The organism is Arthrobacter sp. E1SS-5 (assembly GCF_057073715.1).
In genome coordinates this window covers 4,045,034-4,061,404 of the sequence record NZ_CP172703.1, presented here as the reverse complement: position 1 = coordinate 4,061,404, position 16,371 = coordinate 4,045,034, and the positions used below count along the sequence as shown (strand labels likewise).

Genomic DNA, 16,371 nt, shown 5'->3' with positions numbered 1-16,371 from the left:
CCGGGCTTCCCGGCCCGGTGACATACTGAGCCCATGATGGCAAAGGCTAAAACGCTCATCCCTGATACCGGCACGGCCGACGCGGACAAGGGCAACAGACAGGCATGGATAGGCCAGGAGGTTCTGCGGCGGGAGGACCGCCGGCTCCTCACTGGATCAGCAACATTTGCTGGCGATCTGGGAGTGCCCGGGCAATTGCATATGCGCATTGTCCGTTCGACACAGGCCCATGCGCGGATCGTGTCCATAGACGTCACTGAAGCCGCAAAGACTCCGGGCGTACGAATGGTTGTCACGTCTGAGCACACGCGGCATTTGGGTTCCATCCTCTTGGAAGAGCTGGGATACCACGAGATTTACGAAAATATTGAGGACTTTAGCCACCCCGTTCTGGCAGTAGACAAGGTGCAGTATGTGGGGCAGCCGGTGGTTGCCGTACTTGCCGTTGATCCCTATCTTGCCGAAGACGCGGCCGAACTGGTCTCTATCGAGTACGAGCCGCTCCCGGTCCTCCTGGATCCGGAAGAAGCGTTGACCGGTGAGATTGAGCTTTTTCCGGGGCGTGGCAATGAAGGTGCACGCATTAAAAAGGCCTACGGCGACATTGACCGGGCCTTTGCCGAGGCCGAGCACATCATCCGCCACAAGTACGTTACGAACCGCCATTCCGGTGTACCTATGGAGCCGCGGGCCGTAGTGGTGCAGCCCGACCCGGCAAGGGACACGTTATTCATCTGGGGCACAGTGCATGTGCATGACAACCGCAGGATCATCGCCAAGATGTTGAATCTTCCCGAGGTCAATGTCCGGATGAAACACGTAGAAATCGGCGGCAGTTTCGGGGTGAAGGGCGGAGTCTTCCCGGAAAACGTCGTTGCAGCATGGGCAGCCCGCACATTGGGAGTCCCGATCAAATGGACTGAGGACCGCGCCGAGCACATGACATCCACGTCCCATGCTCGGGAAATGGTGCATAAGCTGGAACTCGCGCTCGATGCTGAGGGCAAAATTCTGGGCATGAAGGACGAAATTTTCCACAACCATGGAGCCTATTTCAGGCAAGCCGAGCCACTAGTCAGCGACATTACCGCCGGCATTGTGTTCGGCCCCTACCGGGTTCCGGCCTACGATGCTACCCTGCACGCCGTCTTCACCAACAAAACACCTGTCGGCGCTTATCGCGCACCTGGACGATATGAATCCACTTTTGCTCGTGAGCGGATCTTCGATCTGGCATGTGAAGAAATCGGTCTCAGTAAGGCGGAGTTCCGGCGGCGAAACCTTCTTACCACGGAAGACCTCCCGTGGACGCCTGGTCTCGATATCGTCCACGAGCCTTACCACTTCGACTCGGGAGATGTAGTAAAGCACTTCGGCGAAGCGCTGGAGGCGGCAAACTTTTCGGAGTGGATTGAAGAATCCAAACGACTGCGGGCGCAGGGCCGGAAAGTTGGCGTAGGCCTCGGCGTGCTTATGGACAAGGCAGGGCTGGGGCTTTTCGAAACAGGTGGTGTCGAAGTCAGCCGCGCAGGCCGCGTTACGGTCAAGACCGGAGGTTCTTCGGTCGGACAGGGAATCGAGACAGTTCTGGCCCAGATTGTCGCCGAAGAACTACAGATCGCTCCCGAAAACATTGACATCGTCCATAGCGACACAGAGCTCATTCCGGACGGCGTCGGCTCCTGGTCCAGCCGTTCAACTGTTCTCGCTGGGGGTGCTGCCCGCAAGGCGGCGCTTGCAGTGGTGGATAAAGCCAGGCGTCTGGCAGCTGAGATGCTCGAGGTTGATCCGGAAGACCTCGAATTGGCGGCAGGCAGTTTCAAGGTCAAGGGCACTGATCAGCAAATTACGCTGTACGAGATTGCGGCGGCGAGGGACCCTTTCACGGCTAGGGCGGACAATGATGAGCCGGGCCTCGCGGCGGACGCGGTCTACGTGAACAACGCCATGAACTACCCGTACGGGGTGACGCTGGTGCAAATCGAACTAGATCCTGGCACGGGCGGCCATAAGATACTTCGCTTCTCGACCTCCACGGAAGCAGGGCGTGTAATTAACCCGCTGACCACAAGGGGTCAGATCATTGGTGCCGCTGTGCAAGGCATTGGAGGCGCCCTTTACGAGGAGTTCCTCTACGAAGAGGACGGACAGCCAATTACGACTTCGTTTATGGACTACCTGTTGCCGGGCGCGCAGGAGATGCCGAACGTCGACTGTTTCGTAACTGAAGATGCCAAGTCGCCAGACAATCCCTTTGGCGCCAAGGGCCTTGGCGAAATTGGCATCATTGCCGCCGGCGCGGCAATCGCTTCCGCGGTAGATGATGCCATTGCCGATGGCATCCACACGGACCGGCTGCCAGTCACTCCCGAGCAGATCTTCACCCGCTGTCAAGGTTTGAACAAAGCACAACTGTAACTTGTGGCATCCGCCAGTGGGACAACTTCGCTGCTCTTACGAAACTGAACATACAACCCGGCGGGTAATCCAAGACACACATGAGAGGTCAACTGATGACTAAAGTTCGACACGTATTTGCATGGCGCGTAGCCGAAGGAAGCAACCAGGAGGAGATTGTTGAAATTCTCAACACCCTTCCGCCGCGTCTGGGTTTCATTCAAGGCTGGGAGATCGGCACTCATTCGGGCGACCCTGGCGATAACGGTGCGCCGTGGGATGGTGTCCTGATTTCTGATTTTGCAAGCTGGGCTGATCTGGACAAGTACTCCACCGATCCCTTTCACCTTGAGGTAGTTGCGACACTTATGCCGATGTTCGCGGACAGGGCTGTAGTGGACTACGAAGTTGAGGCGTTCTGATGAGCCAGACTGCTGACGTGAAGGTAGGGATTAGCCCTTGGGGCCCCGACGACGAGAGGGGAGCATTAAACCTCCTCGACGAGTCTGTTCGGGCAGACGTTCTTCAGCGGGCGGACCCCTCGCGGGTTTATGACCTCAGCGTTGACTATTTCGTAGGGATGCCCAGCTTTCAGGGAGCTGGCGATCCCAGCTACCAAATCTTCATGAGCCACACCCCTCAGGGCACGGTGGTGGATAACCTCAACGGTGTCGGCGAGGCTGTCAACAGGCACGTGTGCTACTCCGGAGATGTTGTATTCATGTATACCCACACCGGGACTCACATCGATTCGCTGAACCACTTCGGCGTCGACGGACAGATCTATAACGGGTACAAACCGGAAGAGAATTTGGGCAGTCGGACCTGGACCAAGGGTGGAGCGGAGACGATTCCCCCAATCATCACCCGCGGCGTGTTGCTGGATATTGCTGGCCTAAAGAACGTAGAGTGCCTGCCTGATTCCTACGCCATCACCACTGCAGATATTGAAGAGGCACTGGAAAAAGCGGGCCTCGTATTGCAGAGAGGGGATGTTCCCTTGGTTCGTACCGGACGTATGCGTCATTGGCCGGATGGAACTAAGACTCTTGGAAACCCTCCGGGACTGAGCTTGGATGCTGCCCGCTGGCTTACAAGCCAAAACATTTCTGCAATTGGTGCTGACCAGGAATGCGTGGAGGTAGGCCCGTCGGAGCATGAAGACAACTGGCTTCCCGGGCATACCCACTTCCTTGCGGAAGCAGGTGTGCCCATGGTGGAACTGTTGAACCTGGAGGAACTGGCAGCGGATGGAGTAAAGGAATTTTGCCTGATCGCTGCTCCTATCCGTCTTCGGGGAGCGAGCGGCGCCCCAATGCGTCCGCTCGCCATGGCATTAAGGAAGGACGCATGAGCCCGACAACCGAACGTATTGCGGTAGTTGGAGGTTCGATATCTGGGCTAACGGCAGCGCTGATGCTTCGAGATGCGGGCGTTGAGGTCGATGTCTATGAACGGTCGCCCCAGCCCCTCTCGGGCTTCGGCACTGGCATTGTCGTCCAGCCGGAGCTTGTTCGTTACTTGCTGGAGCAGGGTGTCGAGCTGGACTCGATCAGTGTTCCGTCGTCATCCATGGAATATGTCGACGCACTGACTGGAGAAAGCTTCGGGTCCGTTCCTGCAGACTGGCGCTTCACTAGCTACGACTCGATATACGGAGCGCTTTACGAACTGTTTGGGCCGGAGCGTTACCACACCAGTAAGTGCCTCGTCGGTCTCAACCAGGATTCCGACGCCGTACAGTTGCGCTTTTCAGACGGTACCCAGGCCGAGGCGAACTGGTTGATCGCCGCTGACGGCGGAGCATCAGTAGTTCGCAAACGCCTGCTGGGCATTGAACCGAAGTACGCAGGATACGTCACCTGGCGAGGGGTGCTCCAGCCGGGCGAAGTTTCCGACGATGTGTGGAACTACTTTAACGACAAGTTCACGTATGGGCTTCTGAATGATGGTCACCTCATCGCTTACCCCATTCCGGGCCGGGAAAACTCAGAGTCGCCGCGTTTGAATTTTCAGTGGTATTGGAACGTCCCTGAAGGAGCTGACCTCGACGAACTCATGACGGACGTTCGCGGCATCAGGCTCCCAACGTCTGTCCACAACAACTCACTGAATCCGCACAATCTGCGTCAGTTCCATAGCAAGGGTGAGCGTCTCTTCGCGCCTTTCAGGGACCTCGTACTCAAAGCTTCATCCCCATTTGTGACTGTTGTTGCAGATGCCACTGTCGAGCGCATGGTTCATGGCCGTGTTCTGTTGATTGGAGACGCGGCGGTGACCCCAAGGCCTCACGCTGCTGCGGGTGGAGCTAAAGCCTGTGACGACGCACGTACTCTTGCAGAAGTCTTTACGGAGAACGACAATCTGCAGGAATCCCTGCAGAGGTGGGAAACCAGGCAACTGCAGCAGGGGAACGCCTATCTCCAGAAAGTGAAAAGAATGGCGTCCCGTCTACAGCACGGGGGTAGCTTTGAGCCTGGAAACCCCGACTTCGCATTTGGGCTCCCCGCAGTGGATGAACCATCCGTAGTCAAGAACTTTTAAGGAAAACCGATCATGGAGATGACTAACACTTTCACCGTGCCTGTCCCGCCGGACGAGGCGTGGCCCGTCCTGCTGGACCTGCAGCGAATCGCGCCTATGCTTCCCGGCGCTTCCATCACCAGCGTTGACGGTGATGAGTACGAGGGCAAGGCGAAGATCAAGGTCGGCCCGATTACGGCCGAGTATGTTGGCGTTGCCCGTTTCATTGAGGTCGATGAAAAGGGACGGCGCGCAGTAATCCAAGCTCGTGCCAAGGATGCTCGTGGGCAAGGGAACATGTCCGCGACCATCACCGCACGGCTTGAGCCTGAGGCCAATGGCGCAACCGTCATTGTTCAGACGGAGCTGGACATGACTGGAAAAATCGCTCAGTTCGGGCGAGGTGTGATCAACGAGGCGGCTACGGCCATCCTTGGAGTCTTCGCTCAAAGGTTGGCTGTGGAGATGACTTCAGGAAGCGAGTCCCGGAGCGAAGCATCGACAGAGCTCTCAAAAGCTGACGGAGCCGCAGGAAGGGAACTAAAGCAGCCTGGTCAGGCGGAACCCGAAGAAGCTCTGGACCTCATTAAGCTGGCGAAGGAAACCCGCGCCGCTAAAAAGGGCACTGGCACTCAGGTCGAGGTTCCCGAAGTAGGAAAATGGCTCCCTGCAATTATTTCTGTCGTTGCTGCACTGATTGCAGTCTTCTCGGCAGGTGTTGCGGCCGGAAGCAACCGAAAGTCCTGAATCGATGAATGTTCGTGGATTGGTCCCAAATAGCGGGCAGCTTGACGTCTCAGCTGTTCAGGTGAGCTTTGATTCGACAGAGCTCCTCGAGGACAGGATTTCGCGTACGCAGGACTTGATTTCTGGCATCGACAAAGCGGACCTGATCGTTCTGCCTGAACTCTGGCTTCATGGCGGGTTCTCCTACGACAGCTGGCGAACGAACGCGATCTCGCTGCACAGTGAGGTGTTCACCTTCTTGTCCAAAATGGCCAGGGAAAAAAAGGCCTGGCTGCATGCCGGCTCTTTCATGGTGACGGAGCAAAGCAGTGCCGCTTCTGACATGTGGAATACATCGGTTCTTTTTGACCCTGCAGGATCCATCCGTGCCACCTATAAAAAGATCCATCGATTTGGATTTTCCGACGGAGAGCCAAAGCTGATAGCAGCGGGAGACGAGCCCGTGATCGTGGAGCTGCAGACGGAACGCGCGACGGCCATCACTGGGCTTAGCACATGCTACGATCTTCGTTTTCCTGAGCTGTATCGGCATATCGCAGCGGAGGGTGCGGCGCTAAATGTGGTACCGGCCTGCTGGCCACTTTCGCGAGTTCAGCACTGGCAGACCCTGGGGCGCGCGCGGGCAATCGAGAATCAGACCTTTGTCGTCCAGTGCAACATGACAGGATCTGACCAGAAGGTGGAGTTGGGTGGTCACAGTCAGATCGTGGACGGCAACGGAAATATCTTGGCGCAGGCAGAGAAAGAGGAAACCGTTCTCAAGGCGCGTCTCGATTTCGATTCGTTGAACGATCTGCGCACTTCTTTCCCGGTGCTTAACGACCGGCGGGCAGATATCTGGGTTGCTAAGGGTAAGACTATGGTCGTGAGCAACCTGCAGGAATAGCAAGGGGGCCACTTCGAGCGGTCCGGCTTCGGGGTGTTCTGCCTTGTCGATAGGGCGGGGCATCCCGGAACCGGCTGTTCTTACGTTTGAGTACGACGGTGGACCCTCGTCGACTGCTTGTATGCAGTGTCTGCATAAATTCACATCGCCATAAGCCGCACTCCACGACCTCTAAAACCGACTAGCAAGGCGAAACAATGAGTAACGACAATGTGACCAAACCGGAAAGCCCCGGTGAGATGGCGGCGCGGCTTAAGGCAGTCAACTACTTGGCTGACGAGGGTCTCTCCACCACCGTCTTTCTATCTGTTGCCATGAATAAGCCGTTGCTTGTTGAAGGTGCTCCCGGCACGGGCAAAACCTCCTTGGCTGAAGCTTTAGCTAAGATGCTGGGGATCCCGTTGATCCGACTGCAGTGTTACGAGGGCATCGAATCGACCCAGGCGCTCTACGACTGGGATTTTTCACGTCAGATTCTGTACTTGCGATCACTGGAAGCAGCAAATTCGGCAACGAGTGCGGAGGAACTAGAGCAGTCCCTATACACCGAACGGTTCCTGCTGCCACGACCAATTCTTCGGGCCCTGCAGGGGGGGCCGGCCGTTCTTCTCATCGACGAAGTTGACCGGGCGGACGACGAATTTGAAGCCTTCCTCCTGGAAGTGCTCGCGTCAAACCAAATATCCATACCCGAGTTGGGCACTATCACCGCTACTGTTCCACCCATCGTAATCCTGACCTCCAACCGGACTCGCGAGTTACACGAGGCTCTGAAACGGCGATGCTACTTCCATTGGATCGACCATCCAGAGCCGGCCCGCGAACTGGAAATTATCAGGACCCGGCTGCCCGGCATGGACGAGAAGCTGGCGCAGCAGGTGGTCGACGTGGTTCAGTCCTTGCGCAACGAGGGACGCTTGAGGCGTTCCCCTGGGGTAGCCGAGGCGCTCGACTGGGCCCAGGCTTTGAACCGCCTTGGCGGGCAGGACATCGACGCCGACAGTGCAGGCTTAACTATTGGCGCCCTCTGCAAAGACCAAGACGACAGGGAGCTGATCCTGAGCACCTTGAGAACCATCTTTCCTACCTAACGTGAATGGTGTTGGCGATGCACTCACAAGTAGGGTTGAAAATTTTCTATGGCTTCGTAGGAGCGCTTAGACATGAGGGGATGACCGTAGGGGCAGAACAGGTCGGCCTTTACCTTGAGGCCCTAAACGTTCTGGATCTCCAGCGTCGCAACGAGGTTTTTTGGGCCGGACGCGCTACGTTGTGTAAGAGCAGGTCGGACTTTGAGACTTACGACCGGGCGTTCCGCTTGTGGTTTTCATCCGAGCCTCCGGTACCTGTGCCCCTTTCGGAGAGACAGGAAGCAAGCCTGCCCGACGCAGCAGGCGGCGACAGCCCTCAGCCGGAACTTGAGCAACAGATTGCACTGGCTAGCAGGGATGAATCCCTGCAACACAGAGATGTGGCCCTCATGTCGGCGGAGGAAAAGAGGTACCTTGTAGAGGCCTTTGCTGCTCTGCCTATTAAAGCACCGCTAAGAAGGGCTCGTTACAAGCGGACCCATCGCCACAAGCGCATTGATCCGGCACACACTGTCCGAGACCACCTAAAAAGAGGCGGCGAACCAGGCCAACTGCAGTATCGCTTCCGAACGAAAAAGCCCCGCCGAGTTGTCTTGATTGTGGATGTTTCGGGATCCATGGAAGCCTACGCTGATAGTTTTCTTCGCTTCGGTAATCGGCTTTTAGCCACCAACGCCGACACCACAGAAGTATTTTCCATTGGCACACGCCTGACCAGGGTGACGGCGGCGTTGCAGCACCCGGATCCGGAAGTGGCGCTGTTGGACGCAGGATTCGCTGTGCCGGATTGGTCTGGAGGCACCCGGCTGGGCGAAGCCCTAGAGGCCTTCATCGCCCTCTGGGGACAACACGCAATGCTCAGAGGGTCTGTAGTTGTGATCGCAAGTGATGGCTGGGAACGTGGGGATACCAGAGATCTTGCGCATCAGGTATCCCGTCTCCATCGCCTGGCCCATCGTGTTATCTGGTCCAACCCCCACCGGGGAAAATCTGGATATGAACCTATACAAAGCGGCATTAAGGCCGTTCTCCCGCACATCGATGCCCTGGTCGCGGGCCACACCATGGCTGCTTTCAGGGACCTAGCAGATCGGATAGCAAATGCGTGACGTTATTGAAGCAGTGGCAGAGTGGACGAGGCGCGGAGAAACCTTCGCCCTCGCCACCGTCGTCAGCACGTCTAAATCTGCCCCGCGGCCGGCGGGCGCTGCGATGGCTGTAAGCACCGCTGGGGAAGCCGTCGGCTCAGTTTCCGGGGGCTGCGTTGAAGGAGCTGTTTACCAAATCGCGCAGGATGTCATCGAAGACGGTACCCCTGTTCTGCAACGCTTTGGTTATAGCGACGATGACGCTGTAGCGGTTGGACTAACCTGCGGCGGAATAATCGACGTCTTCGTTGAACGAGTCACCAAGGAAAGTTACCCAGAAATCAGGACGATCGTCCAGGACGTCCAGAACGGTAACCCTGTTGCCACAGCGACCGTCGTCGAACATGACCAGCCTGAAATACTGGGAAAGCGGCTGGCGGTTTGGCCGACCCACGCTGTAGGCAGCCTTGGCAGCAATATGCTGGACCATGCAGTGGCTGACGATGCAAGGGGCCTGCTGGCTTCCGGCGAATCCAAGGTGCTCACCTACGGTCCCCGAGGAGAACGCATGGAAACGGGCGCGAAGGTCTTTGTTTCTTCCTATCAGCCGAAGCCCAGAATGATCATTTTTGGAGCCATCGATTTTGCCGCCGCAGTCGCGCGGGCCGGGTCAATGGTCGGATTTCATGTGACCGTCTGCGATGCCCGCCCAGTATTTGCGACCGCCGCCCGTTTTCCTGGAGCTGACGAGGTGATCGTAGCGTGGCCTCACGTTTACCTTCAGGAACAAGTTTCGGCGGGAAAGGTGGACAACCGAACGGTCATTTGTGTTCTCACCCATGATCACAAGTTCGACGTCCCTGTCCTGGATATCGCTTTGCGGCTGGAAGAAGAATACAGGCCCTCCTACATAGGTGCCATGGGTTCTCGAAAGACACATGAGGACCGACTCAACCGCCTCTTGGAGGCTGGAGTAATGGAGAAGCAGATTGCCGAGCTTCATAGTCCGATCGGACTTGATCTCGGCGGTCGGACACCGGAGGAAACAGCAGTGTCAGTTGTGGCAGAAATAATTGCGAAACGGTGGCAAGGGACTGGCCGCCCTCTGCGGTATTCGGCTGGCGCTGTGCACTCGGACCCGGCCTAGCCATGCCGCACCTAAAAGAGTCGGCTACGCAACCTTTTGAAGACACCCGACAGTGGCAGGCGTTGGTGGCAACCAAGGCCGTGGTGGTTTCAAAGTCAGCGGAAGACCGCACACCCAGCAGACTTGACGAAGGCCAGCTACTTGATTTGGAAATGCTAGGGGAGGGCGACCGGATCCAGGTAATTGAAGATTACACGTCACGCTACTCCGGCGTCGTGGAAACGAGTGCTCCTTCCCTTGGGATTATCTGGATCCGCTTAGAAGGGCTGGGGGAGAGAAAGCTAATCCTTTGCACTGACTATAGGCTGCGTCAGAATCGCACCAGGCAATGGGACCTGACAGTTTTTTCATGCGGCGCATAGGAACCCCCCGCAGGAGGACAGGGATTTGGCGCGGGTAACGGGCTTATTGCTGGCAGCCGGCGCCGGAACACGTCTTGGGCGTGGTCCTAAGGCACTCCTGCCGTACCGCGGCCGCACTCTGGTTGAGGCAGCCGCTCACACGCTGCGTGCCGGCGGATGTCAGGAGGTTGTGGTTGTTCTTGGAGCGGATGCACAAGCGGTTAGCGCCGAAGCAGACCTTGAACCGTATCGGGTGGTGGTGAACTCCCACTGGTCCTCAGGTATGGGAAGTTCCTACCTTGCCGGTGATGCCGAAGCACATCCAAATAACCACCTCCTCGTAGCTCTGGTAGATCAGCCAGGGCTTACCGTCGCCATTGTTCATCGGTTACTCCTCTCCCATCGGCCGAGGCGCATTACTTCGGCTGCGTATCGCGCCATGGAAAACGATGGAGTGCTCCGTAGGGGTCACCCCATGGTGATCGATGCGCAACTCAGGTCAGCGGTGGCTAGCACTGTTAGCGGGGATGCGGGGGCTCGGGTTTTCTTGCAGCGGAAACCGTGGCTCGTAGACCTTGTCGATTGCAGTGATGAATCCACTGGCGAGGACATCGACACCATAGAGCAGATGAATCGCCTGTTGTAGGTCAAGGTGCTGCAACCCATGTTCGGTAGGTACTTTGGCGTTGGGAGAGCACGCCTGAGTCGGTGAAGTAAGGAAGTTCTTGCGTGGCATTACTACCGCTGTTGGATTGGTTGCTTGTGGCCCTATTTGGCCGTAGAGAGACTTGGTCTGGGCCAGCTTCGAGCGATGACCAATGGAGCTGGCTGGGATTGATGACCGGCCTACCGGCTGCTGCTAGCGGGCTTTGCCAGTCAAATACAAAGGGTCGAAGAGCTGCTGCCGAAACGGAAAGGGCGCCAGTGGAGATTACTTGTGCCCACGGGGGACTCGAATACCCTCGACAGGATGCATCGCAGTGAGAGCGCCCGCCTCTGCTCCAGCCGTGAAGTATTTTCGGTCCTGACCGGTCAAAGGAGCAAGTTAGTTGTGGCGAGGTGCCGATATCGGAATTGACAGGTCCTGGATAACCTTCTCTGAACATAGCAGCCGCGGGCCCTTGCCGCTTCTAGCTAGAAGCAAGTCCCGCGAAACGAATCATGTGCCTCCTCAGCCTGCAGGTGAAAGGCTATCATCTTCGACGCCAAGGGCGTCCGCAGCGTCCGCGACATCCACCCCGGTAAGTGCTGATCATTCTCCGGCGGCGCCTGCAGTTTGGACAAATCGAGGACCAGCGAAAAACGACGCGACCTAACTGCAGTCCCTCGCTTCGCAACTTCATTTGCACACGTGTCAAACGGGATGTACCTCTGGCTAGAGGGCGCATGTATAGTATCGGCGGCGTTGCGCGGGCGTGTTGAATACCGTTACGCACAGCACAGCCCCTTGCCTGCCCTTCCCCGACACATCAATCGGTCTCCGGAATGTTGCAAAATCTGCACGGATGCTCTTCGCAACCAGAACCGGCAGGCTCAAGTGAAAGGTAAGGGTGCCATCCCAGGCTGGGGACGGAGCTGACCGGTTTTGTGATGTGTCCGGCCGGAACTGTTGCTGTCATTATCGGACCTTTCTGTTCCTCAAGCCCAGGTTCTCGTGGACGAGAGGGTAAGGGGAGGGCTTAACTACAGGGACTTGACCTGCGCAAGAACAGGTATCAACCCATAGAAAGGTGCAAGTAAATTGGGTTACGGTTCTTGTTGCGCAGGGGTTGCCGTATCTCATGAAACCAACGACAACCCCTGTTCATCGAAGTTAGACGTTCCGGCGGCGGCAGTCATGATACCGAAAGCCAAAATTATGAGCGCTTTTTGTGTGATTCCTAGGACTCCCAGTGGGAACTGTTGATTTCAAAGGCAGAGGTTATGGATCGTAACTACCGGGAAGGGACGCCAACCTTGGTACGGCTCTCTTCCAGAAAAGCAGCTGGAATCGCACTTGACAGTAGGGTTCAGTCGGATTTGGACGAGTAGGACGGCCAGGCTTGAAACGCGAGCCAGAAGGCCGAAAAATCCGCTGAAGAAGCGATGTCTCGCCCTGTGACCTCTTTGATTCTGGTCAATCTGTAAGACAAGGTTTGACGGTGGATTCCGAGAGCGGCTGCCGTTTCATTCCAGCTGCGGTCGTGGGCAAGGAAGGCGAAAAGTGTTTCACGCAGAGCAGTCGATTTAGGATCTGCAGCCGCAAGCCCACCCAGCACTTGTTGAACAATGGCGCAAGCTTCCTTTTTGGAACGAGTAAGCAGCGATACAGGGACTCCGACGAAATCGGTCCATTGGTCGTTCGTCCCACCGGATGAAAAAACCTTTGCGGCCTCATCGGCAGCTGCTTTAGCATCCCGCAGGTCAAGGTAAGTTGACGATGCTCCGGCCCGGATGTCGAGGCGGCGGAGCAGCTGCCTGACCTCATTTCGGCTCTGCTCGGGCATTAGGACAAAAAACGAATTGCCTCCGGAGCCAGCCAGGATTGGCAGTGACTTGATGGAGGCGGCTCGGGCGACCTTGTTGCCGTCCTCTGCTGCCACTGCAACAAATTGATATCCCAGTGAAGTGCCGCCCGGGCCAAGCAGGGTCTCCAAGCCTTCCGGGCTCCGCCCTTCCAGGACGGACGCTAGCATTTGCGCGGAGCGTTCCGCACGGCGTCGAAGAGTCCTTAAAAGTTGACTCAAGGCGACATCCACCACTTGCAGGACGTGGATTAGCAGGAAACTGCTGACCTCCTCCCCGGGGTATTCCAAAATCATGAGCCGGGAGTCATTGTCCCCCGGGAGCGCATAGGTGCGTTCACGTGCCAAAGAGAGCATGGATTCCAGCGGTGTGCCCTCCACAATTGGGAGCCCTGTTTGCTCATCCAAGACTCTGAGCCCAGCCCTAAGAAGCGCCTGCAAATCATTCATCATCCGTACCGGATCAGTACGGGCGTAGGTGGACAACTGGTAGAGCTTGCTGAGCTTGAGTACTTGCATGGTTTGGGTAGTGGCCGTAGCAGCAGCAACTGTTCGCCCGATTGCGGCGAAGGGAGTGGCATCGTTCGTAAGAAGCACAGGAAAGGAGCGTTTCTCTGCTTCTTCGTATAGTTCCTGCGTGAGAGGGGGAAGACTTGGGTGATCCCCGAAGGCAACACCGGCAAGGCCGGCCTCGTCAAGCTTGCCAATAAAAGTCCGTTGTTCCTCGGCACTTCGTGGAACGCACAAACCCACGGTCATCAGTAACTCATGCGGACCGAGCCAGCGGTCGGGGTCACTCAACTCACAGCTATGCGCCCAGAGAACTTGCCGGTCAAGGCCGCCCGCGCCGGCAATTACCTTCGTACCCAGACTTTGGGCAGTAACAAGATCCCTGACCGTCAGCATTTGCTGTTCCATACGTGCATCTTAGTACTGGTGGATGAGGGAAGAATTAGTACTAAAGAACGAAGGCAGCCCACAATTTGTTCACTAGCCCAATTTCGGACCCCGGGAGCGGCTGCGTAATGTGTGGCCTTTGTAAGGGGAGTTAACGAATGACTTCGGCGGATCGACTCCCCTCATGGCTCGACTCCCAAAGCTGTGCTGAACGGTTCTGAGCCCCCCCCTGGGAGCACCCTAGCGAGGACGTGACGCTTCTTTAAGCGATCCCTGCGTATCGATCGTCGAGGTTGACCGGCGGCTTCACTTGGTTTCTCCGTGAGGCGGGAGGGCGGTGCTCTCATTCGTGCGAGAACAGCAAGACTCAACCCCTTCTGGATAGCATCCTGCCGAAAGGCTGGGCCAGTTGGTGAGGCGCTGAAAAAATACCGGCGAACGACTCGGGCTGAACAAACAGATCAGTCGTGAACCAACCGCGTCGAAGTCACTATCGAGTAGGTGTAAGGACGCATCTTCTCACCCGCTGCCTTAACAAGGTTCTAAAGAAAATTACACTTACGCGTCGTAGCCGCTCCGTGGCCTCGACTCACCTGAAAGGCGTACAGCTTTGCAAACTTCTTGTGAAAACGCAGGAGCATCAGCAGGCGGTGGTTACGGCCCACCGACTCAAGATACAGCCCACGCAGATCTGCAGTTAGGGCACCTTACCGGCTCGCAGGTGATGGGACTTTCAATATCGTCCTTCATCCCCGCTGTCGGTCTTTCAGCAGTGCCAGCGTTTCTCGCCTCTTACACAGGGCGTTCCTCGTGGTTAGCGATGGCCGCTTCCGTCGTGGCTTTCACAATCATCGGGCTTTTTATCACCGTGTTCGCGCGACGGTATATCGGGACGGGGTCTCTCTATTCGTATATTCGCCACGTGTTCGGCTCGTGGAGTCCGCTCATTATCGCGGCAGCCATGGTGCCCGGTTACATAGTTGTAGTTATGGTTCTGGTCGTATCGCTGGGCCTGTATATCGGAAGTTTCCTCATGTCCGTGGGCCTGCCTAGCGCAGCAGGACCGGACACTCAGTTGGTTATCTATGTCCTGGCCGCGCTGGTGGCCATGGGTATCGCCTATCGTGGCTTGGATGTGTCCGTCCGGGCCAGCGTAATCCTCACAGTCGTTTCCGTACCGGTCATGTTGACTATCACCGTAGCAACCGCCTTCGCAGGAAATATCGATTTGCTGGGGCAAGCTAGCCTCAGCGATTTCACCTTCAACAGTTTCCTCCAAGGTTTAGCAATAGGTTCGACATTCTTCATCGGCTTCGAAAGCAGCGCAGCCCTTGGCGCTGAAACCCGAAACCCGACCCGCGCTATTCCTCGGGCGATCATGGTGGTTCCCCTCGTCCTCGGCACGGCCTTCCTTGCTGCCACAGTGATCCAGGTACCCACCCTTGTCGATTCCGCTGATCAACTTGCCCTTGGTGTCTCACCGAATGCGGTACTAGCTGAAGCAGCAGGGGTAGGCCTTTTGTCGAACATCAGTGACCTGGTACTTGCCGCTGCCGTCTTCGCCAGCCTCATCGGCTTCTTCAACTACGGATCGCGAGTTGTTGTCAGTGCTGCTTCAGACGGGCTCCTACCTTCTGCATTAACCAGGGTCAGCAAGCGCCACAAGAGTCCAGTGGCGGCTATTGGCTTCCTTGGAATTCCTTCGCTTGTTGGTCCCCCAGTGATGCTATGGCTAACATCAGCCGCGCCGCTGGAAATATATGGTTATATCGCTACGTTGTTGGTCTACTTCTGGGTAATTCCATACTTCCTCATCTGCATCGGCGGTGCGGTGTTGTTGAACCGCACCGGCCCTAGGAAGTCCGTTCTGGTCAACATTGGAGCTGTCCTGGCATCGGCTACTGTCCTTTGGCTTTACGTCAATGGAATCTTGTACCCCGTGGCGGGGCCGCTGAGCGCACTGCCTTATGTAATGATCGGGACGGTTGCCGTGTTCCTCATCGGCTTTGTGGCGTCCGTCCGGATTAAGAGGAAGACTGCGGTTTCCACGTAGGGGCCTCATTTGCACTACTAACTGCAGGCAGGCCACGGCGCTTTGCTTCAACTGCGGCGACGGGCAGCACTCTCCGAAATGCCCCAAAGCCTAGAGGCTCCCGTCCAGTCCCCCTGGGCGGGAGCCTTTTCATTGCAACATCGCTCGTGATTCATATGGGCGGTGTACGGAGGCCTGCGATCTGCCGCATGGTCGATTACGTCTCAGAATCCGTCTTGACAGTTGCGCCACGCAATCCGCCACGGATGTAGAAGCCTTCATGAATCCGGCAGCCCGACCAACCTGGGCTGGCACGAGCGGTTTTATGGAAGCAGTTGCTATTCGGTCATTCCGCGCCATAGACGGTCGCGCGTCGTGCCCTCCCTGTTTGGGGAAGCCGACTGCCAACGATTTCAGGAGAACAGCACAAGGTGACTCGGTTTGGTGCCTGTGAGCATTTGGGCCAAGCCGGCTCCTTCGACCAGGTAATCGCGTGGCTCTGGCAGGCGGTGACGCCAGGTGTCAGCTGTGGGGCGCTAGTCTCGGTGTAGCGGGGCGACGGCAGCACGGCTCGCCAAGGGCCCCTATGCGCGTCGCCGACACCGGCGCAGTGTGGGCGTGACTAGGCATACGGTGAGGCCAGCACCCACACGTGCACAGAAAGCTCCCGCTTTCTCAGTTGTCAGCCTTCTGGAGTATGAAAACTATGATCTTTTCA

At 56.9% G+C, this 16,371-nt stretch carries 12 protein-coding genes; 11 read left to right on the top strand and 1 reads right to left on the bottom strand.

What is annotated here, in order from left to right:
* Positions 1-33 precede the first annotated feature (33 nt).
* The 10 genes from kdhC to nboR all read left to right on the top strand — a co-directional run bounded on the left by kdhC (position 34) and on the right by nboR (position 10,866).
* Positions 34-2,418: a 6-hydroxypseudooxynicotine dehydrogenase complex subunit gamma gene (kdhC, locus tag ACIGJD_RS18945; protein ID WP_159630005.1), complete on the top strand. Its 2,385-nt coding sequence runs from the start codon at positions 34-36 to the stop codon at positions 2,416-2,418.
* A 95-nt stretch (positions 2,419-2,513) separates the two neighbouring features.
* Positions 2,514-2,819 carry a Dabb family protein gene (locus tag ACIGJD_RS18940; RefSeq protein WP_159630007.1) on the top strand — a complete coding sequence of 102 codons (306 nt, stop codon included), beginning with the start codon at positions 2,514-2,516 and terminating at the stop codon, positions 2,817-2,819.
* Positions 2,819-3,751 carry a cyclase family protein gene (locus ACIGJD_RS18935; RefSeq protein ID WP_159630009.1) on the top strand — a complete coding sequence of 311 codons (933 nt, stop codon included), beginning with the start codon at positions 2,819-2,821 and terminating at the stop codon, positions 3,749-3,751. Before ACIGJD_RS18940 ends, ACIGJD_RS18935 begins: the two co-directional genes overlap by 1 nt.
* A complete protein-coding gene (locus ACIGJD_RS18930; RefSeq protein WP_159630011.1) occupies positions 3,748-4,941 on the top strand; it encodes an FAD binding domain-containing protein in 1,194 nt (397 codons plus the stop codon). The genes ACIGJD_RS18935 and ACIGJD_RS18930 overlap by 4 nt, the downstream gene beginning before the upstream one ends.
* Before the next feature lie 12 nt (positions 4,942-4,953).
* Entirely contained in the window at positions 4,954-5,667 is a 714-nt protein-coding gene (locus ACIGJD_RS18925) for an SRPBCC family protein (protein ID WP_159630013.1), read from the top strand.
* Positions 5,668-5,728: 61 nt separating this feature from the next.
* The gene (locus ACIGJD_RS18920; RefSeq protein WP_236560688.1) at positions 5,729-6,553 is read left to right on the top strand and encodes a carbon-nitrogen family hydrolase; all 825 of its coding nucleotides are present in this window, start codon (positions 5,729-5,731) and stop codon (positions 6,551-6,553) included.
* 197 nt (positions 6,554-6,750) lie between these two features.
* On the top strand, positions 6,751-7,644 hold the full coding sequence (locus ACIGJD_RS18915; protein WP_159630015.1) for an AAA family ATPase: 894 nt from the start codon (positions 6,751-6,753) through the stop codon (positions 7,642-7,644).
* 80 nt (positions 7,645-7,724) lie between these two features.
* The gene (locus ACIGJD_RS18910) at positions 7,725-8,753 is read left to right on the top strand and encodes a vWA domain-containing protein (protein WP_159630017.1); all 1,029 of its coding nucleotides are present in this window, start codon (positions 7,725-7,727) and stop codon (positions 8,751-8,753) included.
* Entirely contained in the window at positions 8,746-9,879 is a 1,134-nt protein-coding gene (locus ACIGJD_RS18905; protein ID WP_483687503.1) for an XdhC family protein, read from the top strand. Before ACIGJD_RS18910 ends, ACIGJD_RS18905 begins: the two co-directional genes overlap by 8 nt.
* A gap of 387 nt (positions 9,880-10,266) precedes the next feature.
* On the top strand, positions 10,267-10,866 hold the full coding sequence (gene nboR / locus ACIGJD_RS18900) for a nicotine blue oxidoreductase (protein WP_159630021.1): 600 nt from the start codon (positions 10,267-10,269) through the stop codon (positions 10,864-10,866).
* A 1,363-nt stretch (positions 10,867-12,229) separates the two neighbouring features.
* On the opposite strand, the gene pmfR is transcribed toward nboR, so the two are convergent.
* Positions 12,230-13,642 carry a transcciptional activator PmfR gene (gene pmfR, locus ACIGJD_RS18895; RefSeq protein WP_223917529.1) on the bottom strand — a complete coding sequence of 471 codons (1,413 nt, stop codon included), beginning with the start codon at positions 13,640-13,642 and terminating at the stop codon, positions 12,230-12,232.
* 703 nt (positions 13,643-14,345) lie between these two features.
* On the opposite strand from pmfR, the gene ACIGJD_RS18890 reads away from it, so the two are divergent.
* Positions 14,346-15,674 (top strand): APC family permease, encoded by a 1,329-nt coding sequence (locus tag ACIGJD_RS18890; RefSeq protein ID WP_159635063.1) that lies wholly within the window; start codon positions 14,346-14,348, stop codon positions 15,672-15,674.
* The last annotated feature ends 697 nt before the right edge of the window (positions 15,675-16,371 follow it).

Bases quoted from the DNA above. Each gene is read 5' to 3' on its own strand.
- ACIGJD_RS18925 (WP_159630013.1), top strand. From the start codon at position 4,954: ATGGAGATGACTAACACTTTCACCGTGCCTGTCCCGCCGGACGAGGCG.
- ACIGJD_RS18910 (WP_159630017.1), top strand. From the start codon at position 7,725: ATGACCGTAGGGGCAGAACAGGTCGGCCTTTACCTTGAGGCCCTAAAC.
- ACIGJD_RS18890 (WP_159635063.1), top strand. From the start codon at position 14,346: ATGGGACTTTCAATATCGTCCTTCATCCCCGCTGTCGGTCTTTCAGCA.
- ACIGJD_RS18915 (WP_159630015.1), top strand. From the start codon at position 6,751: ATGAGTAACGACAATGTGACCAAACCGGAAAGCCCCGGTGAGATGGCG.
- ACIGJD_RS18905 (WP_483687503.1), top strand. From the start codon at position 8,746: ATGCGTGACGTTATTGAAGCAGTGGCAGAGTGGACGAGGCGCGGAGAA.
- ACIGJD_RS18940 (WP_159630007.1), top strand. From the start codon at position 2,514: ATGACTAAAGTTCGACACGTATTTGCATGGCGCGTAGCCGAAGGAAGC.
- ACIGJD_RS18935 (WP_159630009.1), top strand. From the start codon at position 2,819: ATGAGCCAGACTGCTGACGTGAAGGTAGGGATTAGCCCTTGGGGCCCC.
- ACIGJD_RS18930 (WP_159630011.1), top strand. From the start codon at position 3,748: ATGAGCCCGACAACCGAACGTATTGCGGTAGTTGGAGGTTCGATATCT.
- pmfR (WP_223917529.1), bottom strand. From the start codon at position 13,642: ATGGAACAGCAAATGCTGACGGTCAGGGATCTTGTTACTGCCCAAAGT.
- kdhC (WP_159630005.1), top strand. From the start codon at position 34: ATGATGGCAAAGGCTAAAACGCTCATCCCTGATACCGGCACGGCCGAC.